The organism is Legionella nautarum, assembly GCF_001467895.1.
Taxonomy (GTDB): Bacteria; Pseudomonadota; Gammaproteobacteria; order Legionellales; family Legionellaceae; genus Tatlockia; species Tatlockia nautarum.
On sequence record NZ_LNYO01000013.1, the window covers coordinates 32,068 to 59,065 of the forward strand.

Sequence of the window (26,998 nt, forward strand, 5' to 3'; positions counted from 1 at the left end):
CCCTGATATGAGGCTTCGAGACGGCCTAGCGGCCTCCTCAGCCCGAACGGAGCCAGATAAAATAGGGATAAATCTCCTTTGCCTGACGGCTATGAACCTTAGTCCAAAAATAACTTACTGCCCCAAGCTTTCAGGTTTAACCACCTCATCAAGCTTAACGCTATTATTAATGACGACCCGCGTTCCGTTTTGCAATTTTAATTCACCTGAACTCACTACCTGCTGACCATTGGTGATCCCTTTTTTAATAATCGTATAATTGCCTTCTTGCTCGCCGGTGCTAACGAAGACGCGTTTAACTTTTAAAATATCTTTATCGTTCTTATCCTTCCCTTTTTTCTCAATGACAAAAACAGAATTGCCATACAGGCTATAGGATATTGCTGTGGAAGGTAAAACGACGACATCAGGGATATGGGGTTGCTCTATCGCGATGGAAGAAAACATGCCTGGAATAAAAGCAAAGCGAGTAATATGATTGGCTGAATTTAATCGGCTATCGCAGCTGATGATCTTTTTTTCTCCATCAACTTGTTTGCGAACTTTGATTAAATCGGATTCACGCATTGAATTAATGGCATCAAAAGGGCAATTCGGTAGAGTGGCTTGAACAAGAATATTATGGGTATTCGTATCGACTTTGGAGTTAATGGCAGTGATTTTACCTTCAAACAAGGTGTTGGGAAATTCTTCCACGCTAAATTGAATGCCTTGATTGATATGAATACGCTTCAATAATTGCTCTGGTAAATGGAATTCAAGATAGAGCGGATCGAGGGATTGTAGCGTGACGATGGCTGTTTGCCCGGGTGTAACGTATTGGCCAAGATTGACTTGCCGAATTCCTAGCAGGCCAGAAAAGGGCGCAACAATATGTTTTTTCTTAATTTCTGCCTCGGTACGTTCAACATTAGCTTGAGATTGCTGAAGGCTGGCAGTTGCTTCATCGACCACTGAGCTTGAAGTAGCCCCTCGTTTAAACAAATCGGCTTGGCGTTTGTAATTGAGTTGTCTGAGGGACAGTTCGGCTTGGTTAAATTTTAAAGTAGCCTGGTCGACACGATCGTCGATATCAATTAACGGACTACCTTCTTCAAGGTATTGACCGGATTCAAAATGTATTTTAACGACATTGCCGGAAGTTTCAGAATTGACATCTACCCCATTGATTGCGACAAAATTACCGACAGCCGAGAGATGAGGTTGCCAGTTTCTTTGAACTGCCGTCACTGAAGAGACACTTACTGGCGGCGGCTCATAACTTGCAAAAAAGCGTTTAATCATAAAGCTTTTAAACAGGTTAAAGCCAATAATTCCCCCAAATACAATACCCAAGGCGCTTATCATGATAGTCATGCGTTTATTCATTTTTTTCCTCAGGTAAATGGGTAAAAATTACGTGACTAAATATACCATATCTTATTGCCAGAAAAAGCTATTTATTCGGCTTATCAATGATTATAAAAAAAACCTGTTGACTAAATTAAAGGCTTTGTTACCATTTGGTTTCCACTAAATTAGGGGACAATAATAATGAAGTTCAAGTCGTTGGTTTTAGCTAGTTGCCTAGGTTTATTCTCTTCAGCTTATGCTGATCATAATCACAGTTACCCACAAACTAATGTTCCAGCAGGGAAGTCTGATTTAAAAAAAGGGGCTACCTATCCTGGCCCTTGCGCGATAGAAATTGTCAACAATAGCTATGAGGGAGCATCGGTCTACGGTACTTTTGAAGATGGTGTTCCCCTTGAATCGTTCTATATTCCAGGTTATGACCGTATTCCTCATGTGATTCATTTAGACCATTATGATACCCGTTATGGCTATAGGTTTTGCCATCGTGGTATGGACATAGCTATCGAAGATGCTAGACACCATTTTATCTTTGATAACTATATTACCGATGGATCTAGTATCGAAATCCGTCCTTATTTTAACAATCAGCTCAAAGCTGAAGTGAAAAAGAAATAAGTGATACCAGGTGATAAACCTCGGTTGCAAAGGCACGTTAAACGTGCCTTTCTTTTAGGTTTCGATAATAAGAGGTTCTTATGAAGCGTTTATTTTTATTACCTTTGGCCTTGTTGCAGCCCTTGAGTTCCTGGGCGATTACTAATCACTCTTACCCAAGAGAGCAAGTTATAATTAAATCGAGTCCTTCTGTCCGCCAACATGATCACGGCAAAGAAAATTCTCGGGCAGCCAATAACCATCATCACGAGCGACAAGCCGTTATGGTACCTGGAGCGCCACGTCATCATGGCCACAATTATGCAGCTCCGCAGGGCCCACGGTTACCTGCTTTCGTGAAGAAAATTCTTCCAGGTAAGCATCATCGTGCAGAAGTTCATACGCATAGTCATGACTAGTTCGTGACACTATGGTAACCTTGGGTATTTCTTTGCAAAAAAGAAGTATCTCAGTCAGTGAGCGGGCTAGTGAATTGCTGTTAGAGCTAGCTCTCAATCAGCTGAGTATTCTATAATTGTATAATTATTTATAGGTTAAGGACTGATTGCTATGTTTAATCGAAATGACACGATTGCAGGTTTTGATGAAGAACTATCGCGAGCAATCGAAGCTGAGCGTGTACGCCAAGAAGAGCATATTGAGTTAATTGCCTCAGAAAATTATGCGAGTCCACGCGTTTTAGAAGCGCAGGGTTCAGTTCTTACCAATAAATACGCAGAAGGTTATCCGGCTAAGCGTTACTACGGCGGTTGTGAGTACGTTGATATAGCAGAGTCACTTGCTATTGAACGCGCCAAAAAATTATTTTCAGCAGCTTATGTTAATGTGCAACCTCACTCGGGTTCGCAAGCGAATGCAGCCGTGATGATGGCCCTTCTCGCACCCGGTGATGTGATTTTAGGCATGGCTTTACCCCATGGTGGTCATCTTACTCACGGCTCTAAAGTGAATTTTTCTGGGAAATTATATCAGTCGGTTGAATACGGCGTGAATGTAGATACCGGTTTAATCGATTACGATCTGCTAGAGCAACTGGCTGTCACACACAAACCCAAAATGATTATTGCCGGTTTTTCCGCTTATTCACAAATTCTTGATTGGCCAAGGTTCAGGGCCATTGCTGATAAAGTAGGCGCTTATTTAATGGCTGATATTGCTCATGTGGCAGGGCTTGTGGCAGTTGGCCTTTACCCCACTCCGATTCCTTACGCCGATGTGGTGACAACGACAACGCATAAAACCTTACGTGGCCCCAGAGGGGGTATGATTATGGCGCGCGCCAATGAAGAAATTGAGAAAAAATTAAACTCTTCTGTGTTTCCCGGTATGCAGGGCGGACCTCTGATGCACGTGATTGCAGCGAAAGCAGTGGCTTTTGCTGAAGCCCTACAGCCCGATTTTAAACTTTATCAAGAGCAGGTTTTAAAAAATGCTAAAACTATGGCTGAGGGCTTAATAAGCCGTGGCTATCCGATTGTGTCTGGAGGCACAGCAAATCATCTGCTTTTAGTTGATTTAATTGAAAAAAATATTACTGGTAAAGAAGCGGATGCTGCCTTAGGCCGAGCGAATATCACCGTGAATAAAAATACGGTGCCAAATGATCCGCGTTCGCCCTTTGTAACCAGCGGATTACGCTTGGGAACCCCCGCTGCGACAACGCGTGGCTTCAAAGAAAAAGAGATCGGTGAATTAACGGGATGGATTGCGGATGTACTCGATGATGTGAATAATGAAGCAACCATTGAGCGAGTTAAATCGCAGGTATTGCAATTATGTCGTGAATTTCCGGTATATCTCTAATCATGCATTGTCCATTTTGTCATGCTGAAGACACTAAAGTTGTCGATTCGCGGTTAGTGGCAGAGGGGGCGCAGGTACGCAGGAGGCGTCAATGCCTTTTGTGTCATGAGCGCTTTACTACCTTTGAGTCGGCTGAATTAATCATGCCTTCCATTATTAAACGTGAGGGACGGCGTGAGCCTTTTAATATTGATAATTTACGAGCCGGGATGCTACGGGCACTTGAAAAAAGGCCTGTCAGTGTTGATGCGCTTGAAGCAGCCATTGTCACGATAATGCAAGAAATCCGTCGCAGTGGTGAGCGAGAAATTGACTCGCGACAAGTTGGCGAATTAGTGATGAAACAGTTGTTTCGTCTTGATCATGTTGCCTATGTGCGATTTGCATCAGTATATAAACGTTTTAAAGACGTAAGTGATTTCAGACAAACTATTGATCAAATGAAAGACGATAGAACTTCAGAAATCCCTGATGAAAAATAGACCGGCAAAATAGTATCTTGAATACATCAATCGCTCCCAAGGTTTGCTCTAAATGCAACTAACTATTTTCATTGAGAATAATGACAGAACTTCATGAGGTAATTGTGGAAAAACAATCAATTAAGGGGAAAAGGCGTGCTCGCAAACTTGCTCTGCAAGCGCTTTATCAATGGCTGATGTCAGGGCACGAACTATATGAAATTGAAACCCAGTTTCGTGTTGCCAATGATATGAGCAAAGTCGATTCAGAATATTTCTGTCGTTTACTTCATGGTGTACCAGAACGGGTGAATAGTTTGGAAGAAAGCCTAATACCATTTCTCGATCGACCCATTCAAAGCTTAAATCCTATTGAGCTGACTGTGTTACGTTTGAGCGCGTTTGAGTTGTGTTATTGCCCGGAAATTCCTTATCGCGTGGTACTCGATGAGGCAGTTTCATTGACCAAAGAATTTGGTTCACAGGACGGTCATCGTTATGTTAATGGTGTGTTGAACAATCTGGCTAAAAAAGCTAGAGCAGTAGAAATTAATCTTCATAATGAATGAGTTTTCATTAATTGATGTTTACTTTAAAAGGTCCGCACTCAACCGCAATGATGTGATCTATGGGATAGGCGATGATGCAGCCTGTTTAGCTCTACCTGAGGGAATGGAACTACTGATTAGTACCGATACACTGGTGGCAGAGGTGCATTTTCTTAGCAGTTGGGATGCTTATGATATCGCCTATAAAGCCGTTATGGTCAATGTCAGTGATATTGCCGCGATGGCAGCAAAGCCTTGTTGGATAAGTTTGGCACTCACTTTACCTGAGTTGAATCAATCGTGGCTAAGGCGTTTTTCTCAAGGGTTGCATGAGGCTTTGCGCCAGTTTGATATCGCCTTAATTGGCGGCGATACAACACGCGGGCCTTTGAGCATGACGCTTACTGTCCATGGGCTAGCTCCCGCAGGAAAAGCGGTACGCCGCAAGGGAGCCAAGCCTGGTGATAAAATTTACGTTAGTGGTGAGCTGGGAGCTGCCGCTTTGGCTGTTAATTATCTTCAAAAAAATGATTTGGATGAAGGGGACAAAAAAGAGTTAATGCAAAAATTACAGCATCCTTGCCCTCGTATTGATTTAGCTGAAACTCTACAAAAATCGGCCTCAGCTGCTATTGATATCTCAGATGGCTTAAGTGCTGATCTGAATCATATTTGTGAAGCCAGCGGCGTGGGTGCCAGCCTTTATTTCTCCGCAATTCCTGTGCATCCTTTAGTAAAAAAATATCAACAAGAGAAGGCGGTTGATTTTGCTCTAATTGGTGGAGATGATTATGAGCTATGCTTTACGGTTCCTGCTGCAAAAGAAGCGAAATTTTTAACGGAACTGAAAGACGCTGGATTAAATTGTTATGCAATTGGTATTATTGAGGAAAAACCGGGAATGCGGGTGGAAATGAGGGATGGAAAGGTGAAAAGTTTTGTACCCAAAGGGTATAGCCATTTTTAAGTACTTACCCCTTATTATATCCGGCGGACAAGCCCTATATCTTAAATCACATCTCTAACAACCTAGTCCAGCCCTACTCCGATGTCCCGCGGCCTGTCCGGCGTTGTTGCATGGTTGAACTCTCTCCCTACGTCCCCCGACTTGTTCGCGGGATCCAGAGATCTTTAGTATGGTCTGGGCTCACCTGGATACCACGGACAAGCCAAGGTATCCAGGCACGAGAGTAGAATCTGCAACACCGCCAATTAAGTTGCGGGATGTTGATGATGAATCCAATTTCTTGCGGGGATAAGGGAGTTGGTCGAAATGAAAACAGCACGAGGAGTATTTAATGAACCCTAGCAATTTAGCGAAAAAAGTTTGGCAAGATCCAATCTATTTTGTTGGCTTTGGCCTTGGCAGTGGCTTAATACCTATTGCTCCCGGGACTTGGGGGAGTTTGGCGGCTGTGCTTTTGTATTTATTACTCGCAGGACTGCCCTTAGGTGTTTATTTATTCTTTGTCCTAGCTGCTTTTTTTCTCGGAATTTGGGTCTGTGATAAGATCACGCGTGATTTGGGAGAAGAGGATTACTGCGGTATAGTCTGGGATGAGGTCGTTGGCTATTTGTTAACTATGACAATGGCACCGGTGGGATTAGTCTGGATAATCATCGGTTTTCTCCTCTTTCGTCTTTTTGATATTTGGAAGCCACAACCGATCCGTTTTGTTGATGAGCGCGTAAAAGGGGGGGTGGGAATTATGTTGGATGATGTTTTGGCTGCAGTACCTGCTTGGTTAATTATGCAATTACTTGTTTGGGGCTTTGTAAAATGAATGAAAACCACAAAGAGCTGCTGAGTATCAGCTTGACTGTTGCTATCGTTGCTCTGGCTGTATTTATCGTTCACCGCTTTATTCCATCAATGATTTGGGCGGCTATTATCGTGATAGCAACCTACCCACTTTATAAGTATTGGCGACGGTTATTTGGTCGTCATGATAATGTTGCGGCCTTATTATTTACTACGGTTTTAGGGCTAATTATCTTATTGCCTTTGAGCTGGTTGATTACTATTCTTGTAACGGAAATTCAATTATTTATCAATTACTTACAGGTTATAAATAAGGTTGGTGGCCCGGCGCCCGAGGTAATTAGAAAATTTCCAATGATTGGCAATGAGTTAATCAATTATTGGGATACACACATTAGTCATCCTGGAAATCTTCGTAATTTGCTCACGGATTTACATCTCTCACTAACACCAGCTAGTTATTATATTAAGCAAGTGGGAATCAACCTGGCTCATCGTGGATTTCAGCTTGGGTTTACCTTATTAACCTTATTTTTCTTTTATCGCGATGGCGATAAATTATTTCAGCAAATCAATGAGATTGGTGAGTATTGTTTAGGCGCTCGTTGGTTTCGTTATGCGGATCGCTTACCTTCCGCTTTAAGAGGAACAGTGAATGGGACTATCGTTGTCGGTTTAGGCGTGGGTATTTTGATGGGGCTCTGCTATTTGTTAGTGGGTTTTCCAGCACCTACCTTGGTTGGTTTTATCACTGCCTTTGCAGCGATGATTCCTTTTGTTGTGCCAATTGTCTTTGTGATCGTTGCTTTAATTTTGCTTGCTAGCGGTTCTATGGTTGGCGCAATTATTGTCATTATTTGGGGCACCATAGTGATGTTTGTAGCCGATCATTTTATCAAGCCAGTATTAATCGGTGGGGCCATAAAGCTGCCTTTTCTCGCAGTGCTGTTTGGAATCTTGGGGGGGGTAGAAACTCTTGGCTTGCTTGGGTTATTTGTTGGCCCTATTATAATGGTTCTGTTTATCACCCTGTGGCAGGAGTCTCAGGGAATTGGTCATGCGAAGATCGTTGAAAGATAAAAAAATAAACATTGTATTGAAAAAATATGCAAATTATGGCATGATCATCTTTACAAATATGGCCTTGTATTTTTTTTATTTGACCCAATTTATCTGGATGTAGAGAATTTTTTTATTACCCGTAGTCATGAAGTAGGGGGTGTGTATGAATAAAAGTTGGCCCACAAAAGAAAAGGATATGAGCACTGCTCAGCGTATTATGGAGGAATATGCAACGGAGCAAGAGACTGATTCCTTGGGACTATTTGAATTAGTGGTCAATCAAGAAGAAAAACGGATGGATTTTCGTCTTTCATCTTGGGTGGTTATGCTGGCCGAGCATTTCAAATCCCTCTATGGACCCACCAAAGGGGATTTCATTACCCGTCAAGTGATTAGCTATTGCATCATCAAAGAAGAAACCCTGCACTAGCCTTTACGCCCCCCGAGCTGTATTTGGCGTATCTTGCGCAAAAATAATACTGCGGAAGCCCCACATACTGATGTATGCTAGGTTTCCTCAGCGTTGTTGCAAATTTTAGCCCTCATCCCGACCTTCTTCGAGTGAGTCGCGCGGCGTCGACGAATGATTAATCTAATGGCTAAACAACCGGATATTTAAGACAAAGATAGCAAAATAACTCTTTTCCTCCTAATATAAATAGAGTCGCCCATCCTAAGGACAGGAAATGTTGGAATGGTCTTTTGTTGTTTTAATAACAGCTAGTGTTGCTGCAGCCTATGGTTATACAGGGACTGTATCCACCTCAACTTACATCGCCAAGCTGATATTTGTCGTTTTTTTAATGCTTTTTTTGTTTTTAATTATTTTGAGTTTATTTAGCACGGCGCCACCTCCACCGGATAATTCTAAGTTGCCGTTATAGAATTCAATTCGCTAGAAGACAAGAGGGCTAATATTAGGGATTGGTACCTGTAAATTTTTCTTTCTGGTCGTCGTCTTCTTCCTCCTCCTTACTATTCGATAAAGGAGTCATGTTTAGATTATCTTTAGGGGAAGGAGTCGGTACTGGTAGTTGATCTCTTTTTGCGTTATTTATTACCCCAGCTATGGTATTGCTATTAATCATATCAAGATTTTGCAGCAGAAAGTCGTTAAAGTGCTCAAGTTGCTGTAAGGTTAATTTCATCAAAGGTTGACGACTACCAATGATTGGTTTGTTGTTTACAGCCATAGTATCAAAAATAGTTTCTAGTATATCCGTCTTGTCTTTCAATTGGTCTGCGTTAGTAACAATGTAATCAAAGGTACGGGAATCAAGGGCACCATAGTTTGCTAAACTAGTAAGTAGTTTGTCTACGGTAGCTAATTGAGTGTCGTTTAATTTCATCAGGCGATCTATTTTATTTTGCCCGATTAATTGAGTAAGTGGGACCTCACTTTCTATCATTGCTTTGATACAATTATTTAGAGGTATAGCGTTAGATTTGAACTTATCAATATTATTAATGATGCCTTTAAAATCATCTTTGCTGAGGTGAATATCACCACCCTTAGCATCCTTTAAACTATTCAAAATCCGGGTAAGAGCGTTTAACTGGTTGGTATCGAGATTCATGATAGGTTGGCGATTACCAGGAAGCGTCACTCCATGAGCACGCATTGCTGCAAAAACATTGATTATTGCGTCGACTTTGTCTTTATTGAATTTGCCTGCATTATCAATGATAAAATCAACGGTGCGATTGTCCAACTTGTCATCCGGCTTAAACGCTGTTAAAAGCCGGGCAATATCACTTAAGTTGTCTGCTTTTATCAGGCTCTTTAATCTATCTTCGCCAATAGTTTTCCCTAGACTAACGCCATTTTGGGTTAATGTCTGAATAATAGAATTTAAAACAATACTATTTATTGAGTTAAATTGGGAAATATTATTAAGTAGCACTTTAAACGAGCTTGGAGCTAATTTTAATGGCGTGGATTGATTGGATAAATGACTTAAAACAGCCTGTAGATTATGAAGCTGTGTGGGATTGAGCTTCATCACTGGCTGTCTATTACCGGGAATAGGAATACCCTGCTTTTGCATAGCGGTGAAAACGCTGACGATAAGGTCTGCTTTTGTTTTTGCTGAGTCTGAATGTATGGTCCCAAGTGATTTTGCATTTTCGACAATATAATTAAAGGTTGTCTCATCTAATCCGCCATTTTGGAAAGAGCTCAATACCTTAGCTACATTCGATAAATCATCCTCGTCAAGATTTAGAAGCAGAGCTAATTTATCTTTGCCTATCATTTGAGTGAGCGGAATAGTATTTGCTGTCATCGCAGCAATACAGGTACTAAGAGAGGTCGTATTAGTCGCATTAAACTTGCTGAGATTAGTCCGTAAAACTTTAAAAGAATCTGGGTCTAAGTGATCTTTTAAGTTTCGTAACACGCTGTGTAAAGTGTTAAGCTTTTCTACAGATAGCTTGATCAGTGCTTGGCTATTGTTTGGAATAGAAATATCGCGATGACGCATCTCGGCGAAAATTCGTTCAAGGAGCACTGCTTTTGTAATCTTTTTCATTGCCGGCTTTTCTAAGTCTCCAGTTTCAGCTTCAACTTCTTTATCTAAGTCTAATTCCCCTACGTTCTTAACAAGATAATCAAAGGTATCTTTATCTAATTCTTCCCTGCTAAAAGCGGCCAATACTGTGGCTACTTGCGGTAAATCCTTGTTATCAAGAGTCAAAAGCATTGATAGTTTATTCTGTCCTATGGCTTGAGTGAGTGGAATATTATTCCTAGCCATTGCAGCTATGCAATGACTAAGGTATTCAGTGTTAGCGGCATCAAATTTATTAAGATTCTTAGGATCACGCAACTCTTTAAAAAAGTCTTTTAAAAACGTTTTATCTTCGGACATTGTTTGCGGGTGTAATTTATTCAAGACCGCATATAGGGTTTTCAGTTGTGCTGCGGACAGTTGAAGGATTGGTTTTCGATGACTGATAGTAGAAATATCGAGCTCTTTCATCTTATCAAAAACAAAAGAGATTAGTTTTGCTTTAGTCACTGATTGAGTTGCATTATCGAGTGTTATTTCGTCATTCAGGTCTAGTGTACCTGCGTTATCGACGAGATAATCAAAGGTAGTTTCATCCAATTCCCCTTCTTTAGCGTCTTTGAAATGAGCTAATACCTGCGCGACCTGAGGTAAATTAGCCCCAAGAGTTAAGAGTTTAGCTAATTTATCCTTTCCTAAGGTTTGAGTGAGAGGAATATTGTTATTTGCCATGGCAGCAATACAGGTTTTGAGGTCTGAAAGGTCTTGGGGATCGAAGTTTTGGATATTATCCAGTAGAGCAGTAAAGCTTTGCTCATCTAGTTTATTTTCTGGAAAGTCTTCCAATACAGAAATTAAGTTCTGCCAATGATCTTTTTTCTCCAACAGAGTTTTTAATCGATCTTGTCCAAAGGTTTGTGTCAGAGGAATACCCATTTTGTTCATTAGGTTGATACATTTACCTAAGGCTTCGGCCTCTTCAGGGCTGTAATCAGCCGAGGAAATATTTCTTCTTAGCACATCAAAAGCGTCTCGATCTAAGGATTTGCCATCAACAGGCTGAATTTGTTTTACAACAGCGGCTAGGTTTTTTAAAGCTTTCTCTAAAGCTTCCTTTTTAGCGGGATCAGAAGTGGTTGCGGCTTGAATAGCCATGCTCATCACGGGTTGTCTATTTTTGATGATAGGAATACGGGCTTGGCCCATCGCTGTGAACACATCGGCAACTAAGTCTGCCATTGGTTCCAGATTCCCTGCATTTTTAGTGATGTAGTCAAAGGTTCTTGCATCTAAATAGCCCTCTTTATCTTGGTCTGCATTGGATAGGCTATCAAGAATATGTGCGACAGCGTTTAGTTGATGATTGTCAAAATGAAGAAGCTGGGAAAATTTATCCTCACCGTCTTTGATAAAAGGGATGTTATTTTTCTGCATGAGTTGCATGCAGTCGCCCAATGCTTCAACTTGACTCTCTTTTATGTCACCAGCATTATCACAGAGAAGTTTGAATGAGTCTTCGTTGAGTTTAACCCCTTTCTTCTCAAGTTCAGCGACTAGTTTATTAAGACCGACAAAATCAGAGTCTATGTTCATTATGAATTGTCGATTGCCCTTTATTGGGATATCCAACGCTGCCATGTGATCAAAAAGTTGGTTGAGCTCAGTTGCCTTGGCGGCTAAATGTTCCGCATTATCCATAAGGTAATTGAAGGTACGGGAATCCAGAGCACCATGACCGGCTAAATTGCTTAAAATAGCTTGAGTACCTTTCCAGTGAGCCTTATCTAAATCTAAAAAGCGCTGAATATTTTGTTTGAAGAATCGTGAGGCGAAAGGAATATTACTGGAAAGAGGAATATTGCTCTGGAGCATGGTATTGATGGTATTGCTAAGATAGATCTGCTCCTCGGTTGTTAATTTTTTTTCTACTATTATTTTTGCTTGGGTAATTAAATCAAAAGCATTTTGATTGAGCGTTTTACCGGATGGGAGATTGTCTAAGATTATAAACGAAGTTTGCAACTGATTGAGATTCATCGTTAAAAATGATTTGCGGGAAATACCCGTTAAATTATTTTTTTTGCTGCTGTCTTGGGAGAGTTCGTATAATTTTTTTAATTGGTCTAATTTTGCCAGTCCATCGCGGTGCATTGGATTTGTCATTGCTAAAATTTTAAGAAAGCTGTCTTGATTTAATTCGTTTGACTCGTCATAAAACTGAAGTACCGTGTTTAGGTCAGTTAATGTGGCCTTGATGTCTCCTGGAGCAGCCAATATGCTCGTCCTGCCTTTTAGCTCTAATTTTTTGATCTGCGCCTTGAGTGTTGTTACTGCGGGGCTTTGGTCTTGGTTTAATTCAGCTAGCAACTCGTCTATATAAGGCATATATTTTTCTCCTACTTTGCTCGAGTCCATTTATTCGGCATAGATTTCAGATGGATTATTCGGTCAAAATGGGTTTATTTTGTACTTTTTTGTCTATATAGAGTTTAGCAGTGTTTGCTGTGAATGGGCGGATTGCTGTGGAAAAACAAAAAATGAAGGATGGATTTACTAAAAATCTTGGCTCACCAAGGTTTAAATAACTCAGCAAGCCAATGAATAATAAAATTTATTTAGAATGTTCTTCAATAAATTTCATCATTTCTTTGTTGCATTTTTCCCATTCATCATAAAATAGCCCATGTCCGCTCTTCTCAAAGCGAATAATCTTCGAGCCTTTAATGCCTTTGTTCATGGCTTCCGCTAAACCGAAGGGGCAAACTTTATCATGAGGGGAGTGGAAAATTGCGGTAGGCACTTTGACTTTCTCCAAGTTCTTGCGTTGGTCGGTATCCCGAAGCGCAATGATATGTTCGGAAGTGGCATAGCCAGTAGCGTCCATTCCCATATTTTGCATCCATTCTGCAAATTTAGGACTGACTGCATCTTCTGAGTGGAAGAAAATCTTACCAAAATTTTCCAAAAGCTGTGGTCTATCTTTGTAACATAAATCAAGAAGCTCATTGCATTGATCGACAGTGAAGCCATGTGGAAAATCGGAGCGCTGAGTCCAGATAGGAGCGGCCGCACCCATTAGTACCATTCTTGAAACACGTTCATTGTGATGGCGTGCGCAATAGTTAATACAGATTGCACCACCCATGGAATGACCGGCGATAGTGACATCATCTAAATTCAAATGTCGCATAACGTGTAAAATATCATCTGCCATCACATCATAAGAGTAAGAACCCCAGGGTTTGTCTGATTTTCCATAGCCTCTCATATCAATTCCAATACAGCGGTAACCCTGCTTTGGCAGTTGATTAAATTGATATTCATAGCAACGGTGATCAAAAGGCCAGCCTGAAATAAATACGATTGGTTTACCAGCGCCCCAATCCTGTACGAAAACTTGAGTAGAGGCATCAACTTGTACATATCCCATTTGTATCTCCTTGTTGAATAATGCGTTGGCTCTTAAATACTTAGAACAGATAACTACTTATAACTATAGAATTATTTTATGAAAAGAGTGAGAAATTTTGAAAAATATTTATTCATTGCTGACCGAGTAGACAGCATGGGTAGAACTAATCCCGTCTAATCATTGATTAACTCAAGAAGCTTAGATAGGCTAAATGAATCCCCTTTTAATTAAATATCCCATGCAACAGCAGATTAAGGTTCCAGTCCTTTTAGAATCGAGGATAGCTATTTATCAGAAACAATTTGCAGAATTAGAGCATCCTCTTAAGATCGCTCTGCAAACTTTGCTATTGGTTAGTGATTATGCTTGTCGTCATCTGGAGAACTTAAAACAATTGCTGGCTGAGGATGATTGTTTGTCTCCTCTGCACTACGCGGATTATTGTGAGTTACTAAAACAACTTTCCAATCATTCCGCTTATTTCAATCCTGCTCTTCGGCGTTTTCGCCATCGCCATTTTTTGCGTTTAATGCTGCGCGAATTGGGGGGCTTTGCGGATATCGAAGAAACAATGGCCGCTTGGTCTGCTTGTGCAGATGCGGTTATTTTAAGCGCCCTTGAATTTTGTCAGCGACAATTGATGAACCGTTATGGGCAGCCCTGTGATGAAACCGGAAAGCCCAGCAAACTGTATACGCTTGCGATGGGAAAATTGGGGGGCAAAGAGCTCAATTTTTCTTCGGATATCGACTTAATTTTTGCTTTTTCCGCTGCAGGTTATACTAACGGCCAAGAACAATTATCTAACCAACAATATTACAGCAAAGTGGTACAAGCGTTCATCCAACTTTTGCAGCAGGTTACTGAAGATGGTTTTGTTTTCCGTGTTGATTTACGGCTGCGTCCTAATGGGGATAGCGGCGCTTTAGTCTGCAGTTTGGCGGCGATGGAAACCTATTATCAAGAGCAAGGTCGCGATTGGGAGCGCTATGCAATGGTAAAGGCCCGCCTCATTGGCGAAAATGTGTCGGCACCCACGCATTGGTTTCATCGACTGATTACTCCCTTTGTCTACCGGCGCTATGTTGATTTCAGTGTGATTGAATCGTTGCGCAGCATGAAAGCAATGATTGAGCGTGAAGTGCAACTTAATCCGATGCTCGATGACATCAAACGAGGACTTGGCGGCATTCGCGAAATCGAATTTATTATTCAAAATATCCAACTGATTCGGGGAGGGCGTTTACCTCATATAAGACAGCAAAATGCAATGGCCGCTCTGAATGCAATGAGAGAGGGGCACTTGTTAATGCGTACCGCTGCTTTAAAACAAGCCTATCTCTTTTTGAGAAAACTAGAAAACGCGCTGCAAAGCCAAAATGATCAGCAAACCCATTCTTTGCCCAAAGAAGAAGCAAAACAAGCGCAGATTGCTTTAGCCATGGGCTATGGCAATTGGGAGGAATTATTGGCGAGATTGCAGCAATTTCAACGTATTGTTAGCGTTCTTTTTCGCTCTGTTTTACGAAAAGTGGATTTTTATGAAGATGAAAATCGCCTTATTGCTAATCAATTATCGAGCTTATGGCAGGGGCATGTTGAAACTACCATGGCTATTAATTTGTTGAAAAGTTTGAAATTTCATCAGGCTGAGCGTTGCTATCAAATGCTCTATACTTTTCGTCATGCGCCGCGCTGTCGGCGTTTATCGCAGGCAGCGCGTATGCGGCTTGATCGTTTTATGGTGCTTTTGCTCAGCGAATTAACGCAAGTGGTGGAAACCGACACAGTTTTATCTCAGGTTTTGCATTTATTAGAAAATATTGTTGGGCGCAGCGCTTATTTAGCCTTACTCACTGAAAATCCTCAAGTTTTAAAAGAGTTGTTGCATTGGTTTGTGCATAGTCCTTTTATTAGTTCTTTGTTGGTGGCTCAGCCTTTTTTGTTAGAAATTTTGTTGGATCAGGAAGAAAATTGGCGGCTTCCTTCGCGTCAGCAACTTGAGCAAACCTTAAAAACTCAACTGGCTTTTTGTGACGAAAGTGAAATGCAAGATGAAATCTTGCGTCAATTTAAATTAAACAATTGGCTCTCGGTGGCTAGAGCTGAGATGCATGGCCAATATGATGCGGTGCGTATAGGCCGTTTTTTAGCCGATGTTGCAGAAGTGATTGTGGGGAAAGTGTTAGAGCTCGCTTGTCAGCAATTGGCGCATCGCTATCCCCAGATTATGCAAATTAAATCCCATTTTGCGATCATTGCTTATGGCAAATTAGGCAGTCGAGAAATGAATTATAATTCCGATCTTGATCTGGTTTTTGTTCATACCGCAGATCAGGAAGAAGAGGGGTTAATCACTCGCTTGACGCAAAAAATGATCCATATGCTAACGACTCGTTCACAAGCTGGAATTTTATATTCCGTGGATACCCGTTTGCGGCCTTCAGGCGCTGCGGGTTTGTTAGTGAGTCATATTGATGCTTTTACTGAATACCAACGGACTCAAGCCTGGACTTGGGAACATCAAGCCTTATTGCGTGCGCGGGTGATCTCAGCGAATAAATACCTTCATCAGCGCTTTAAGCAATTGAAGTCGGATGTTTTATTGTTGCCGAGAGTTAAAACGATACTTCGCGATGAAGTGTTAGCAATGAGGGCAAAAATCACTCAGCATAGGTATACCGAGCAAGTGAAGTATGCGCCTGGAGGTCTTGTGGATCTGGAATTTCTAGTGCAGTTTTTGGTGCTTGCCAACCCTAAACAGAGTTTTCTCCGCTATACAAATACACTGAGTTTATTGCAGAAATTGTTCAGTGAAAAAATTCTTAGCCAAGAGCAGTTTATAAAACTTAAACAGGCTTACAAGTACTATCATGATTTGTTGCATCAAAATTTATTGCAGCCGGTGACTTATGATTGTCGTTCCCAGCAATTGGATGTGATATCGGTGAAGGATGAGTTTATGGGCTAAGGAATGTTGGGTAAATTAACGTATTGATGTCGGTACTGTTTGGGGGGGTAGGCCACCGTTGGCATAAAAAACTTGTCGAGCACGGTATTTATACTGCCTATGATGTAGCAAAGGCGGATATCGCCTATTTGAAGGCGCAATTTAATGTTGTGTTACAACGCACGGCAATGGAGCTTCAGAAAGTTTAATTGCTAAAGATCCAGTGGTTGATGGATTTTTCAGTTTCATTCGCCACAGAAATTAACTGCAAATATAGTTTATCGAGTAATTCACTATAGCCTGCTTTGCGATAACGCTCTAGGTACTGACAAGCAAATTTAAGTCTCACGGTACCGCAATATAAGGCACCGCTTTTCAATTTATGCGCCAGCTTTTCAATTTGATCCCAATCAAGCTTGTCATAAGCAAGTTGTATTTTCTGCAATTCTAAGGGTAGTTCTTGCTTGACCATCATATTAAGCAATTCGCGTAAAATAGATTGATCACCGCTATTGTTGATTCCTGTATTGATATCGAGCAATGGATAGTTGTTTAGCAGGAAAAGCTCTTCCTCAGTGTTAGGTAAATCAATACCAAGTGGTTTTTTTTCTGTAGCATTACCGGTGGAAGCTGGCCCAGTTTTTCCCATTTTTCACCCAAGATTACATCGTGTTACTTAGAATTATATATGAATTCTGCTTTTTAGGATTATTTTGTGAGCAATAAAAATGCTCCGTGCTTATAAATGAGGTCAAAGCATCAGAAAGTACAAAGCGCATTTTAAATTTCCCTATGTTAGAATCGTTTTTTAATCACGCCTATGAGAGAAAATGATGGACGTCAAAAATACTTTTTGCTGGATAGATATTCCTGTTGCCGAACTGGATAGAGCAATCGATTTTTACTCAGCCATTTTAGATGAGCCCGTGCAAAAAATTTCTGAGCATGGATTTGTATTTGGATTGCTGCCTCATATACAAGACAATGTTTCTGGATGTTTGGTTGTCATGAACGATAGAAAACCTTCAGAAAATGGGCCACTGGTTTACCTCAATGTGGAAGGAAAATTGGATCAGGCGATAGAAGAAACCAAAAAACTTGGCGGCACAGTTCTCAAGGAAAAAGAACAGATAGGGCCTTATGGACACAGAGCTGTTATTTTAGATACAGAAGGCAACGCGGTGGCGTTGTACTCTAAAATAGCGTAGTGATGTTGGGCCTTGGCCCAACAAGTTCCTTTAATTAAAGCAAGCTATTAAAAAAGCACTTCACTTAAATAGTCACGCGCCTTTTTCGCATATTCTAATGGTGAAGCTTTGGCTGGATCTTGTTCTGCTTCCACAATCATCCATCCTTGATAATCCATTTGCTCAAAGGCTTTCAGGATTGAAATAAAATCAATATCACCATCACCGGGTACTGTAAAAAGACCAGCACGGACGGCGTCCATGAAATTAATTTGTTGGGGTAAAACGGTGTTTAGTATCGATTGACGAATATCTTTCAGATGAACATAGCGAATACGAGGGCCATATTTTTTTATGAGATTGATAGAATCAATTCCAGCTAAGGCCGCATGGCCTGTGTCCAATAACAAAGAAATGAGTTCTGGACTGGTATGTTGCATGAGGTAATCAATTTCTGCTTCGGTAAATACACCGGTGCCAGCATGATAATGGTAAACAAGTTTCACCTGAAAATCGTGGGCAATTCTTCCCAAGCTATGTAAGCCTTGGATTAGATCATCCCACTGTTGACTGTTAAAAACGGGTTTAGAGTTGCCAAGGATAGGCAGGGTAGTGCCTTGAATGGCGTGGCCGCATTCACAAACATTTAAAAAGTTTGCTCCTGAGGCGCGAATAAAACTTAATTGATCCAAAAAGCGCCCTAAAGTTTCTTGGTATTTATTCGCTTCAGTGAAGTAGGTGCTGAACCAAGAGCTTGCTAATTCAAGCCCATGCTGTGCTAAAGATTGTTTTAAAATGGGTGCATTGCGCGGATATTTGTTTCCTAACTCAGTGCCTACATAGCCTGATTGCGCCATCTCTCTGATGCATTGCTCAAAACTAATGTGCTCACCTAAGCGCGGGTCGTCATCATTGCACCAATTAATAGGAGCAATGCCAAGTTTAATTGTCATTCTAGATCCTTAATTATTAATAGTCTTTCACTGTTTCAAGCTGAGCCCGCATTTTTTGATACGCCAATTCCACTTCTTTTGATTGAGAAGTTTCCGCTACGTCCACGCGCCACCAGGTTTCATAGCCATTCGACATTGTTTTAGGCAAAACAGGTAGAACAATGACACAGCTTGTTGTTTCTTTTTTCGCAGCAACAAGAACGGTAGAAAAATCGGCATAGGATTTTGCATGAAAGGTTTTTGCACCTAAGGACGCTGCGTATTGGCAAAAATCAATTGCTAGATACTCGCCTCGCAATTGATTACTCGGTTGATGACGATAGCGAAACTCATTACCAAAGCCTTGACTACCATTCGCTTCTTGTAAGTTGCGGATACATTGATAGCCATGGTTATCAAAAACAATAATAGTAATTTTTTTGTGCTCTTGGATGCTTGTTAATAATTCAGAGTGCAGCATAATAAAGCTTCCGTCGCCAACTAAGGCATAAACTTCTCCAGGACTATTCGCTTTAGCTAAACGGACTCCCAAGGCTGCTGCAATTTCATAACCCATGCAGGAATAGGCATATTCCAAATGATAATCTTTAGGAGCTTTTGAACGCCACAAGCGGTGTAAATCGCCGGGTAAGCTACCCGCAGCACCAATAATCACATCTTCTTTGGTCGTTGTTTGATTTAAGATTCCTAAAAGGGCGGTTTGGTATAAGCCCTGTTGTTCACTGGCAGGGAGAGCATAAACCCGATTAACTTCTTTATGCCAAGCTTGAGAATATTCTCTAATCAATTGCTGATAATTGGTCGAGGTTTTATAGGTCCCGAGTTTGGTTGACAGTTGCTCAAGCCCTGATTTCGCATCGCCTTTGAGGCTAAGACTATTCATTTTAATGGCGTCGAAGCGACTAATGTTGAGGTTGATCAGTTGGCAATTTTCATGTTTAAAACCCCATTTTGATGAGGTGGTAAAGTCTTGCAAACGCGAACCTACAACTAGGATAACATCTGCCTGAGCCGCAATTTTATTAGATGCTTCCGAGCCTGTAACCCCAATGCCACCGACGTTCAAAGGGTGCTCGGCAGCTAGAGCGCTTTTACCTGCCTGAGTTTCAGAAACGGGGATACCATGTTTTTCCGCAAAGGCAGTTAAGCTGGCCGTTGCTTGAGAATAATGAACACCACCCCCTGCAATAATGAGGGGTGTTTTTGCTTTTTTTAATAAGAGTGCGGCTCGCTCAATAGCTTGTTCATTGACGGTTTCACGTTCAATAATCCATACCCGTTTGGCAAAGAATTCGCTGGGATAATCGTAGCACTCGGTTTGCACATCTTGCGGTAAACATAAAGTGACAGCACCCGTTTCTGCAGGATCAGTCAGCACTCGCATGGCATTCATACAGGCTGTCATTAATTGTTCGGGACGGGAAATGCGATCCCAATATTTACTAACTGGTTTAAAGCAATCATTCACTGAAATAGTATAGTCATGGGGCACTTCAAGTTGCTGCAATACTGGGTCGGGTTGACGGCAGCTAAAAATATCGCCTGGGAGTAATAATAAGGGAAGACGATTAGTGGTTGCCGTTGCTGCAGCAGTCACCATGTTGGTCGCCCCTGGACCAATAGAAGAGGTACAAGCAAAGACAGCTAATCTGTCTTTTTGCTTGGCGAAAGCGGTTGCTGCGTGAGCCATACCTTGTTCATTATGGCCTTGATAGAACATAAGGCCCTGAGAATCATATTCCAAGGCTTCGCCTATTCCAGTCACATTTCCGTGACCAAAAATACCAAATACGCCTTGCACGAAGCGCTGTTCTTGCTGGTCTAAGCTGATATATTGATTCGCTAAAAAACGAACCAAGGCTTGCGCCATTGTTAAACGTATCTTTTTCATCGTTCTTGCTCCTCTTATTCTCTTAATTGCCAGACACGCTTGTTGGCAGACAAGTCACGGGTCCATTCATGTTGGGACTCGAAGGTTGGTGTATGATAAGGATCATCAGTATGACGAATAAACCACAGGGTATAGAGCGCATAGCCCGGGGCAGTACAATGAGCATGAGTTTGCCCCTCGATGATTTGATAAGTATCGTAATGTTCTATACGCAAGGCCTCCGGCCCATTTTCGCCAAAGGCATAACCTTGAGGTTCAGAAAAGCGATAATGATAAATTTCAGGTTGTCCATGGTAATGAGAAGGATAACTAGACCAATGGCCCTGCAAACTAATAATTTCTCCCAACACAAGATTAGATTCGGGACGATTTCGTTTATCAAACACCGTACGAACTATGCGATAAGAAGTGTTTTCAAGGAGACCTTTGCCGCGATGATCCAGTTCCACACTGTTGTGTTGATCAAAAAATAGAGGTAGGAAATCACGTTCATTTTCTGTTTCAATCAACATAACTTCGCAATCGGTTAAGGCTTCAACACTGGCTTCTATCCCGCTAGGGCAATGGAGGACAGAGGGAGTTTGCGAAAAATAATCACTGCGCTCGGCGCGCACTGTCTTTTTCTCATAATGAAAATGAACGCGTCCAGTCATTAAAAGAGCAGCAAACTCAAATTCCTTATTAAAAGAAAAACGCTCGCCCTGACGTAATTTAAGGGAATAAAAATTCATTAAAGCATTAGGTTGGGCTTCATCTATTTTCACGATGGCATTGATTCCATCTTTAAATCCCCAAGGATTTTTGATAAGCATGGGTTGGGAAGTGTGAGTATTTTGCTGGTGAAGTTGGGCAAGGTATTCCGATTTCCAAACCAGTGGATTGTATTCGTACTCTTGCATAAAATAGTTCAACTCATTCCAATAAGGAATCGCCGGAGAGCAGCCATGGCGGGTGACGACCAAAGCGCCGCAGGCATTGGCATAATTGGTAGCGGTTTGCCAATCGCTTCCTGATAATAGTCCGCGCAGCAAGCCGGCCATAAAAGCATCCCCAGCGCCGAGAATATTGAGCACTTCAACAGGAAAAGGTTTGGATTGGAAAGGGTGGGTTTCTTTCTGAAAATGCACTTGGCAACCGCGTTCACCCAATTTGACGACAACCGGGGCCATGCTGTGAGAATGAATAATTTTCAGTGCCTGGCTTTGGTCTTCAACGCCGCTGGCGATGCACATTTCTTCTTCAGTCCCCACAATGAGGTCGCAATAAGGTAAAATTTGCTGATAAATTTCACTCACATGGGCGCTTGGTAAATATCGGGTTTCACCGTTACCAATTGCCGTTAATCCCCATAAAACAGGGCGAAAATCTAAATCAAAGATGATCTTGGTTTCTGATTTTTTAGCAAGCTCTAAAACATGTAAGGTTGTGGCAAGCATAGCTTCAGTTGATAGCCCGGTGCCAGTAATAAGAAGGGCTTTTGCTTGTTGGATAATTGCTGTTTTTGCCTGCTCTGGTTTTAACTGCATATCGGCACAATTATTTCGGTAAAACATTAATGGGAAATCCTTAGGCGGTTTAATTCCCAGGAGAACGAGACCCGTTAAATGTTGATCAGTTTCATAGAGTAGATCGATCTTAACTTTCTCTTGAACTAGCGTTTTCTTGATGAAAATGCCCATATCATCTTTGCCTACACAGGAAAACATCAGCGCTTGCAACCCCAAGCGGGCGGCACCCACTGCAATATTACCCGCGCAGCCGCCTAAGTATTTCCGAAAGCTCGTTGCCTCAGCTAATTCACTGCCGATTTGTTCGGCATAAAGATCAACAGCAACCCGCCCCATGCAAATTAAATCAATAGGGCGATCGCTGGCATAGGGAAAAGCATTGTTATTCATGATTAAACCTCTAAAGAAACAGGGCGGTTGCTTTCTAAAGATTGCTTCGCAGCCTTAGCAATTAAATGCGCCTGTAAGCCATCAAAACCAGAAACAGCACTTGGTGCTTTCTTGGTCCAAGATTCATAAAAAGCAGTTAATTCGGCAAGAAAAGCTTGTTCATAGCGTTCTAGGAAAAAGTAAAGTGGGTTAGCAAAATACGATTGCTGAGCCGAATAGAGTTTCACCGAATTATTGAGTTGATTATCAGCGAATAACATTCCCTGGCTACCAAAGGCTTCGATACGTTGATCATAACCATAAACGGCCTGACGGCTGTTATCGATAACACCCAAAGCACCATTAGCGAAGCGCAATTGAATAGTAGCAGTGTCAATATCGTTATAAGCTTCGAAATCAGGATTAATTAAAATAGCCCCCATGGCATATACTTCCACCACTTCGGAGGCCATTAAAAAGCGTGCCATATCGAAATCATGAATCGTCATGTCCATAAACATGCCGCCTGAAGTTGCGCAGTATTCTTTGCTGGGACAAACAGGATCTCTCGAAGTAATACGCAGTAATTGCGGATTGCCGATAGCCCCTGATTTTAATTTCTTTTCTAGGTTTGCAAAACTAGGATCAAAGCGGCGATTAAAGCCGAGTTGTAATAGCGTTTTATTGCCCTCAACTACTTCGAGAGCAGAGCGAATTTCTTCATCTGAAAGACCTATCGGTTTTTCACAGAAAATCGCTTTGCCCGCATTGGAGGCTGCTTTGATTTGGGCGCAATGAAGACCGGATGGTGAAGCTAATAAAATCGCGTCAAGGTCTTTACGAAAAATAAGTTCGTCGGCACAGGAGCTGATGCTGGGAATATCAAGCGATTTTGCCCAGGTTTCATCTAAATTAGGATCGGCGATGGCCGCAATCTCAAATTGAGGTAATCGATATTTAATATTTGCTGCATGCAATTTACCGATTCGTCCGGCACCAATAATTCCAATTTTGCATTTTTTATTCATTTTAAAAATCCTTATTCGTTTTAATCGAAATGAGTTGCTGACTGATTAGTCCAGCGGCCAAATTGAAAGCTGAATAATTTTCGTTGAGGAAGGACTTGACCAAGATCACGAATTTTATTCCCGGCAGCTAAATTTTTCTCAATTTGTTCCAATGAAACGCCGGTTGTTTCAGGGACAAAATAATAGGTAAATAAAAAGGCGAGTAAGCAAATCAAAGCAAAAAGAGAAAAGGTCAATGTTTCTCCATAATTTTGATAAATTTGCAGAAAAGAAATAGAGACAAAAAAGTTTGCGCCCCATTGCACAACGGTCGCAATACTCATCGCCATGCCGCGAATTTGTAAGGGGAAAATTTCCGAGATTAATACCCAAAACAAAGAACCTACGCTGACGCAATAACCGATAACAAAAAAGGACAGGCCAATGAGGACAGCAAAGCGCTGGAAGGGTAGATGCAGTTGAAATAATAGGCTAACAATCAATAAACTCAGTGCCGCCATCAAGGTTCCGCCTAATAAAAGCGCTCTACGTCCCAGTTTATCAACGCAGATAAAGGTAACGGCAGTGAATAAGAAATTAAGTAAACCAATCCAAAAAGTAGCAAGAATAGCATTGTGGACGGGGAAAAATCCGGCAGATTCGAAGATGACCGGGCCGTAATATAAAATAGCATTAATACCTGAAAATTGTTGAAAGATGCCTAGACTGATTCCTACTAGCAAAACAGAAAGAATCATGGGTTTTAGCAGGAGTTTTTTATTGCTGAAAGGATTATGTTGGACGGAAGCTAGAAGTTCATTCAATTCATTATGAACATCAACAGATTTCGAGCGAATTTTTCTCAAAGTGGTCAATGTTTTTTCTTTGCCATAATGTTTGATTAGCCAACCAGGGGCATGAGGTACAAAAAACATCCCGATAAATAAAGCCAGGGCCGGGAAGATACCCATTCCTACAATTAAGCGCCAACTTGAAGGAGAAATATCGTGAAAAAAATAACCGACCAAATAAGCAACCGCTTGACCAAAAGTAATGGCTAATCCGTTGATCAGTATTAAAGCGCCGCGTTTTTGGGGCGGAGCAATTTCAGCAATAAACAAGGGAGCGATATAAGAACCAACACCGATACAGATGCCGATAAGAAATCTGCCGCTGAGTAAACTGGTTAAATTGTTGGCTTGAACACAGAGAGCAGTGCCTAAAATAAAGCCGATGGCTACTATCTTCAATAAGGAGCGTCTACTCAAGCGATCGGCTATGAGGCCGCTTAAGGGGATACCTAAAACCGCGCCTAGTAAACTAAAGCTGACGACTTTAGACCATTGCCAAGTAGTCAGGGAAAGTTGCTGCATGACTTGATCTTGAATATTGGCAACAACGCTGGAATCAAAACCAAAAAGAAAGCCGCTAAATCCGGCGATAGTGGCGATAAGTAATATGATCTTATTAATACCTTTATCCATAATTTTATACTCCATCCCTGAATCTAAAATTCGTAGCCCTGCCGATAGTATCACTGTCTGTTTTATTTCGTAACTAGATTGAATCTATTTTTGTAATGGTTTATCAATATGATCTAAAATTAAAAAAGGACGTCAAGCAATCAAGAATGAATACCATGAGATATTGGTTATTAATTGTAATTCTTCTCTCGCCCTTAGGCTCTGCCACTTCCTATGCCACTATAAAAATAGGCACACCGGCTTTCAATCCTCCTTTTGAAATAAGTGATACCGAAGGTTTCGATATGGATCTGATGCGGATTATTTGCCGGCGAATTAACGAGGATTGTAAATTTTATCCAATGGAAAAACCTATGCTCTATAATGCCTTAAATCAACGACAAGTCGATGTAGCTATTGGAGGGTTTACCATTTCTGAGACACGCAGTATTAAATATATTTTCAGTCTTCCTTACATTGTTAGCAATGGCACCTTTATCGTTTTAAAAAATCAATTATTCACTTCAATTAAGGATTTAGCTGGAAAGAAAATTGGTGTTGTCGAAGGGTCGGATTATGAGCAATTCTTAACGGAACAGTTTGGTTCACAATATCAAGTGGTTTCTTATCAAGGACCGATTCATCTTATGGATGCCTTAGAAAAAGGGGAAATTTCCGCGGTTTTTCTAGACAGCTTTGCACGAGATTATTGGGTATCTTACAGCTCGGGTGAATTCACCAGTTTAGGGGATACTGTACCTGTAGGCTCTGGCATGGCAATTATGGCTCTACCAGAGCAAGCGCTTTTGCTTAATCGAATTAATGAACAGATTAAGCTTATGGAATCCGACGGGACTTATATTAATCTATATAATAATTATTTTAGTAATTGAACATTTGGTGTTTCCGACTAAGAAATAATAGAGAGGAAACGGCTAATAATGAAACGATAACCAAATAAAGTGCAGGAGTGGTTATCCAGCCGGTATAATAAATTAATGATAGTGACACAAAAGGTGTCAAGCCGCCGAAGATTGCGAAACCTAAATTATAACTGACTGCAATACCGCTATAACGAATTTTTGTAGGGAATAATTCGCTAAGTAGGCGTGGAATTATACCGGCAGATAGCCCCAGTAAAATTGAACTCGCAATAAACGCTAGATAATAGAGATGAGGGAAATAGACATAGATAGCAAAGATAGGGTAGGCGAGAGCCGCGGTTAAACAGGTCAGCATGGTGGCGAGTTTTTTTAGATTATATTGATCACTCAAATAACCAAAAAAAACACTTAAGAATGCGCCACAGGCAATTGCGGCTGTGCGCTCCCAGACGTAGGCATTAGAGGGTAGATGTAAAACCTTGGTAAAATACGCAGGAGTGAACAAGAATAGACCAGTCACAATGGCCGCACAAAGAGCCACAATGAATCCTCCTGCGATGACGGAGCTGCATTGCTGTTTGAAAACTGTAACAATTGGAAATTTCTCAATGGAATTTTCGATAGCTAAGAATTGAGATGATTCGTGCAATTCTTTGCGTACGAGATAGCTGAGCAGCCCAAAAATTCCGCCGATGATAAAAGGAATTCTCCAACCATAAGCTTGCATTTGTGCCTCAGAAAGCAGAGTCGAAATTGCTGCATAAACGAGCGAGCCTAGCACGATGCCAAAGAGTAAAGCGCAAAAAATAATCCCACATGCTAAGCCTTTGTGTTCAGTCAGTGACTCGGTAACATAAGTGATTGCCCCGGGTATTTCTCCACCAATCGAAATGCCTTGTATAATACGAAAGCTAATTACGACAAGCGGCGCTAGAATACCAATTGTCAAATAGCTAGGAGTGAGACCAATACCTAAAGTAGCGATAGCCATCATGAGAATAGAAATAGTAAAGGTCGTTTTTCGACCAATTTTGTCTCCAAAATGTCCAAAAATAATGCCGCCTAAGGGCCTAACTAAATAACCAATAGCAAAAGTTGCAAAAGTAATGAGTAAGCCAATGAGTTCATCGGTTGCCGGAAAAAAGGCATTAGAAATATAACTGGCAAATAAAGCAAAGATAATGAAATCGTAAAACTCTAAAATACCACCCAAGCTTGAAAGAATTAATAATCTTTGTTGATCTTTTTGCACAATTT

General features: G+C 41.2%; 24 protein-coding genes. 14 read left to right on the top strand and 10 right to left on the bottom strand.

The features are described 5' to 3' along the window. Positions 1–114: 114 nt before the first annotated feature. The gene (locus tag Lnau_RS03470; RefSeq protein WP_058503763.1) at positions 115–1,368 is read right to left on the bottom strand and encodes an efflux RND transporter periplasmic adaptor subunit; all 1,254 of its coding nucleotides are present in this window, start codon (positions 1,366–1,368) and stop codon (positions 115–117) included. A 165-nt stretch (positions 1,369–1,533) separates the two neighbouring features. On the opposite strand from Lnau_RS03470, the gene Lnau_RS03475 reads away from it, so the two are divergent. From Lnau_RS03475 to Lnau_RS03520, 10 genes are all read left to right on the top strand, one after another. Continuing rightward, the gene (locus Lnau_RS03475) at positions 1,534–1,971 is read left to right on the top strand and encodes a hypothetical protein (RefSeq protein ID WP_058503764.1); all 438 of its coding nucleotides are present in this window, start codon (positions 1,534–1,536) and stop codon (positions 1,969–1,971) included. Between the two features lie 80 nt (positions 1,972–2,051). Then, positions 2,052–2,369, top strand: coding sequence for a hypothetical protein (locus Lnau_RS03480; protein WP_058503765.1), 318 nt, complete (start codon positions 2,052–2,054; stop codon positions 2,367–2,369). A 151-nt stretch (positions 2,370–2,520) separates the two neighbouring features. Beyond that, positions 2,521–3,774, top strand: a complete 1,254-nt coding sequence (glyA, locus tag Lnau_RS03485) for a serine hydroxymethyltransferase (RefSeq protein WP_058503766.1) — start codon at positions 2,521–2,523, stop codon at positions 3,772–3,774. Positions 3,775–3,776: 2 nt separating this feature from the next. Continuing rightward, positions 3,777–4,256, top strand: coding sequence for a transcriptional regulator NrdR (gene nrdR, locus Lnau_RS03490; RefSeq protein ID WP_058503767.1), 480 nt, complete (start codon positions 3,777–3,779; stop codon positions 4,254–4,256). Positions 4,257–4,360: 104 nt separating this feature from the next. Then, positions 4,361–4,804 (top strand): transcription antitermination factor NusB, encoded by a 444-nt coding sequence (gene nusB / locus Lnau_RS03495; protein ID WP_058504803.1) that lies wholly within the window; start codon positions 4,361–4,363, stop codon positions 4,802–4,804. Then, entirely contained in the window at positions 4,797–5,750 is a 954-nt protein-coding gene (thiL, locus tag Lnau_RS03500) for a thiamine-phosphate kinase (protein WP_058503768.1), read from the top strand. The genes nusB and thiL overlap by 8 nt, the downstream gene beginning before the upstream one ends. Before the next feature lie 331 nt (positions 5,751–6,081). Further along, positions 6,082–6,567 (top strand): phosphatidylglycerophosphatase A family protein, encoded by a 486-nt coding sequence (locus Lnau_RS03505; protein ID WP_058503769.1) that lies wholly within the window; start codon positions 6,082–6,084, stop codon positions 6,565–6,567. Beyond that, positions 6,564–7,625: an AI-2E family transporter gene (locus Lnau_RS03510; RefSeq protein ID WP_058503770.1), complete on the top strand. Its 1,062-nt coding sequence runs from the start codon at positions 6,564–6,566 to the stop codon at positions 7,623–7,625. Before Lnau_RS03505 ends, Lnau_RS03510 begins: the two co-directional genes overlap by 4 nt. 145 nt (positions 7,626–7,770) lie before the next feature. Further along, on the top strand, positions 7,771–8,037 hold the full coding sequence (locus Lnau_RS03515) for a hypothetical protein (RefSeq protein ID WP_058503771.1): 267 nt from the start codon (positions 7,771–7,773) through the stop codon (positions 8,035–8,037). Between the two features lie 256 nt (positions 8,038–8,293). Further along, the gene (locus Lnau_RS03520; RefSeq protein WP_058503772.1) at positions 8,294–8,491 is read left to right on the top strand and encodes a DUF1328 family protein; all 198 of its coding nucleotides are present in this window, start codon (positions 8,294–8,296) and stop codon (positions 8,489–8,491) included. A gap of 33 nt (positions 8,492–8,524) precedes the next feature. Here Lnau_RS03520 and Lnau_RS03525 read toward each other — a convergent pair whose 3' ends face one another. Together Lnau_RS03525 and Lnau_RS03530 are read right to left on the bottom strand one after the other, a co-directional pair. After that, entirely contained in the window at positions 8,525–12,502 is a 3,978-nt protein-coding gene (locus Lnau_RS03525) for a hypothetical protein (RefSeq protein WP_058503773.1), read from the bottom strand. A gap of 226 nt (positions 12,503–12,728) precedes the next feature. Continuing rightward, positions 12,729–13,547: an alpha/beta fold hydrolase gene (locus Lnau_RS03530; protein ID WP_058503774.1), complete on the bottom strand. Its 819-nt coding sequence runs from the start codon at positions 13,545–13,547 to the stop codon at positions 12,729–12,731. 220 nt (positions 13,548–13,767) lie between these two features. Between Lnau_RS03530 and glnE the strand changes: the two genes are divergently transcribed. Both glnE and Lnau_RS16335 read left to right on the top strand, forming a co-directional pair. Next, positions 13,768–16,500 (top strand): bifunctional [glutamate--ammonia ligase]-adenylyl-L-tyrosine phosphorylase/[glutamate--ammonia-ligase] adenylyltransferase, encoded by a 2,733-nt coding sequence (gene glnE, locus Lnau_RS03535; protein WP_058504804.1) that lies wholly within the window; start codon positions 13,768–13,770, stop codon positions 16,498–16,500. 26 nt (positions 16,501–16,526) lie between these two features. Beyond that, the gene (locus Lnau_RS16335) at positions 16,527–16,688 is read left to right on the top strand and encodes a hypothetical protein (protein WP_157070621.1); all 162 of its coding nucleotides are present in this window, start codon (positions 16,527–16,529) and stop codon (positions 16,686–16,688) included. Here the strand turns inward: Lnau_RS16335 and Lnau_RS03540 are convergent. After that, positions 16,685–17,128, bottom strand: a complete 444-nt coding sequence (locus Lnau_RS03540; protein ID WP_058503775.1) for an Hpt domain-containing protein — start codon at positions 17,126–17,128, stop codon at positions 16,685–16,687. The genes Lnau_RS16335 and Lnau_RS03540 overlap by 4 nt on opposite strands. A 181-nt stretch (positions 17,129–17,309) precedes the next feature. Between Lnau_RS03540 and Lnau_RS03545 the strand changes: the two genes are divergently transcribed. Continuing rightward, entirely contained in the window at positions 17,310–17,687 is a 378-nt protein-coding gene (locus tag Lnau_RS03545; protein WP_065240237.1) for a VOC family protein, read from the top strand. A 47-nt stretch (positions 17,688–17,734) separates the two neighbouring features. Here the strand turns inward: Lnau_RS03545 and iolE are convergent, their stop codons facing one another. Genes iolE through Lnau_RS03570 form a run of 5 tightly spaced genes read right to left on the bottom strand, consistent with a single transcriptional unit; the run spans position 17,735 to position 24,878 of the window. After that, a complete protein-coding gene (gene iolE / locus Lnau_RS03550) occupies positions 17,735–18,619 on the bottom strand; it encodes a myo-inosose-2 dehydratase (protein WP_058503776.1) in 885 nt (294 codons plus the stop codon). 16 nt (positions 18,620–18,635) lie between these two features. After that, positions 18,636–20,510 carry a 3D-(3,5/4)-trihydroxycyclohexane-1,2-dione acylhydrolase (decyclizing) gene (gene iolD, locus Lnau_RS03555; RefSeq protein ID WP_058503777.1) on the bottom strand — a complete coding sequence of 625 codons (1,875 nt, stop codon included), beginning with the start codon at positions 20,508–20,510 and terminating at the stop codon, positions 18,636–18,638. A 14-nt stretch (positions 20,511–20,524) separates the two neighbouring features. Next, the gene (iolC, locus tag Lnau_RS03560; RefSeq protein WP_058503778.1) at positions 20,525–22,408 is read right to left on the bottom strand and encodes a 5-dehydro-2-deoxygluconokinase; all 1,884 of its coding nucleotides are present in this window, start codon (positions 22,406–22,408) and stop codon (positions 20,525–20,527) included. 2 nt (positions 22,409–22,410) lie between these two features. Next, a complete protein-coding gene (gene iolG, locus Lnau_RS03565) occupies positions 22,411–23,415 on the bottom strand; it encodes an inositol 2-dehydrogenase (protein ID WP_058503779.1) in 1,005 nt (334 codons plus the stop codon). Between the two features lie 20 nt (positions 23,416–23,435). Continuing rightward, positions 23,436–24,878 (bottom strand): sugar porter family MFS transporter, encoded by a 1,443-nt coding sequence (locus Lnau_RS03570; RefSeq protein WP_058503780.1) that lies wholly within the window; start codon positions 24,876–24,878, stop codon positions 23,436–23,438. 146 nt (positions 24,879–25,024) lie between these two features. Between Lnau_RS03570 and Lnau_RS03575 the strand changes: the two genes are divergently transcribed. Then, the gene (locus Lnau_RS03575) at positions 25,025–25,750 is read left to right on the top strand and encodes a transporter substrate-binding domain-containing protein (RefSeq protein ID WP_058503781.1); all 726 of its coding nucleotides are present in this window, start codon (positions 25,025–25,027) and stop codon (positions 25,748–25,750) included. On the opposite strand, the gene Lnau_RS03580 is transcribed toward Lnau_RS03575, so the two are convergent. Beyond that, positions 25,740–26,993 (bottom strand): MFS transporter, encoded by a 1,254-nt coding sequence (locus Lnau_RS03580; protein WP_058503782.1) that lies wholly within the window; start codon positions 26,991–26,993, stop codon positions 25,740–25,742. The two genes, Lnau_RS03575 and Lnau_RS03580, sit on opposite strands and share 11 nt — an antisense overlap. Positions 26,994–26,998: the final 5 nt, after the last annotated feature.

Excerpts from the sequence above, each read along its gene's own strand:
- nrdR (WP_058503767.1), top strand. The coding sequence starts at position 3,777 with ATGCATTGTCCATTTTGTCATGCTGAAGACACTAAAGTTGTCGATTCG.
- Lnau_RS03570 (WP_058503780.1), bottom strand. The coding sequence starts at position 24,878 with ATGGATAAAGGTATTAATAAGATCATATTACTTATCGCCACTATCGCC.
- Lnau_RS03545 (WP_065240237.1), top strand. The coding sequence starts at position 17,310 with ATGATGGACGTCAAAAATACTTTTTGCTGGATAGATATTCCTGTTGCC.
- Lnau_RS03475 (WP_058503764.1), top strand. The coding sequence starts at position 1,534 with ATGAAGTTCAAGTCGTTGGTTTTAGCTAGTTGCCTAGGTTTATTCTCT.
- Lnau_RS03470 (WP_058503763.1), bottom strand. The coding sequence starts at position 1,368 with ATGAATAAACGCATGACTATCATGATAAGCGCCTTGGGTATTGTATTT.
- iolE (WP_058503776.1), bottom strand. The coding sequence starts at position 18,619 with ATGACAATTAAACTTGGCATTGCTCCTATTAATTGGTGCAATGATGAC.
- Lnau_RS03540 (WP_058503775.1), bottom strand. The coding sequence starts at position 17,128 with ATGGGAAAAACTGGGCCAGCTTCCACCGGTAATGCTACAGAAAAAAAA.
- iolG (WP_058503779.1), bottom strand. The coding sequence starts at position 23,415 with ATGAATAAAAAATGCAAAATTGGAATTATTGGTGCCGGACGAATCGGT.
- Lnau_RS03525 (WP_058503773.1), bottom strand. The coding sequence starts at position 12,502 with ATGCCTTATATAGACGAGTTGCTAGCTGAATTAAACCAAGACCAAAGC.
- iolC (WP_058503778.1), bottom strand. The coding sequence starts at position 22,408 with ATGAATAACAATGCTTTTCCCTATGCCAGCGATCGCCCTATTGATTTA.
- glyA (WP_058503766.1), top strand. The coding sequence starts at position 2,521 with ATGTTTAATCGAAATGACACGATTGCAGGTTTTGATGAAGAACTATCG.
- Lnau_RS03505 (WP_058503769.1), top strand. The coding sequence starts at position 6,082 with ATGAACCCTAGCAATTTAGCGAAAAAAGTTTGGCAAGATCCAATCTAT.
- glnE (WP_058504804.1), top strand. The coding sequence starts at position 13,768 with ATGCAACAGCAGATTAAGGTTCCAGTCCTTTTAGAATCGAGGATAGCT.
- Lnau_RS03575 (WP_058503781.1), top strand. The coding sequence starts at position 25,025 with ATGAATACCATGAGATATTGGTTATTAATTGTAATTCTTCTCTCGCCC.
- Lnau_RS03480 (WP_058503765.1), top strand. The coding sequence starts at position 2,052 with ATGAAGCGTTTATTTTTATTACCTTTGGCCTTGTTGCAGCCCTTGAGT.
- thiL (WP_058503768.1), top strand. The coding sequence starts at position 4,797 with ATGAATGAGTTTTCATTAATTGATGTTTACTTTAAAAGGTCCGCACTC.
- Lnau_RS03520 (WP_058503772.1), top strand. The coding sequence starts at position 8,294 with ATGTTGGAATGGTCTTTTGTTGTTTTAATAACAGCTAGTGTTGCTGCA.
- Lnau_RS03515 (WP_058503771.1), top strand. The coding sequence starts at position 7,771 with ATGAATAAAAGTTGGCCCACAAAAGAAAAGGATATGAGCACTGCTCAG.
- Lnau_RS16335 (WP_157070621.1), top strand. The coding sequence starts at position 16,527 with ATGTCGGTACTGTTTGGGGGGGTAGGCCACCGTTGGCATAAAAAACTT.
- iolD (WP_058503777.1), bottom strand. The coding sequence starts at position 20,510 with ATGAAAAAGATACGTTTAACAATGGCGCAAGCCTTGGTTCGTTTTTTA.
- Lnau_RS03530 (WP_058503774.1), bottom strand. The coding sequence starts at position 13,547 with ATGGGATATGTACAAGTTGATGCCTCTACTCAAGTTTTCGTACAGGAT.
- Lnau_RS03510 (WP_058503770.1), top strand. The coding sequence starts at position 6,564 with ATGAATGAAAACCACAAAGAGCTGCTGAGTATCAGCTTGACTGTTGCT.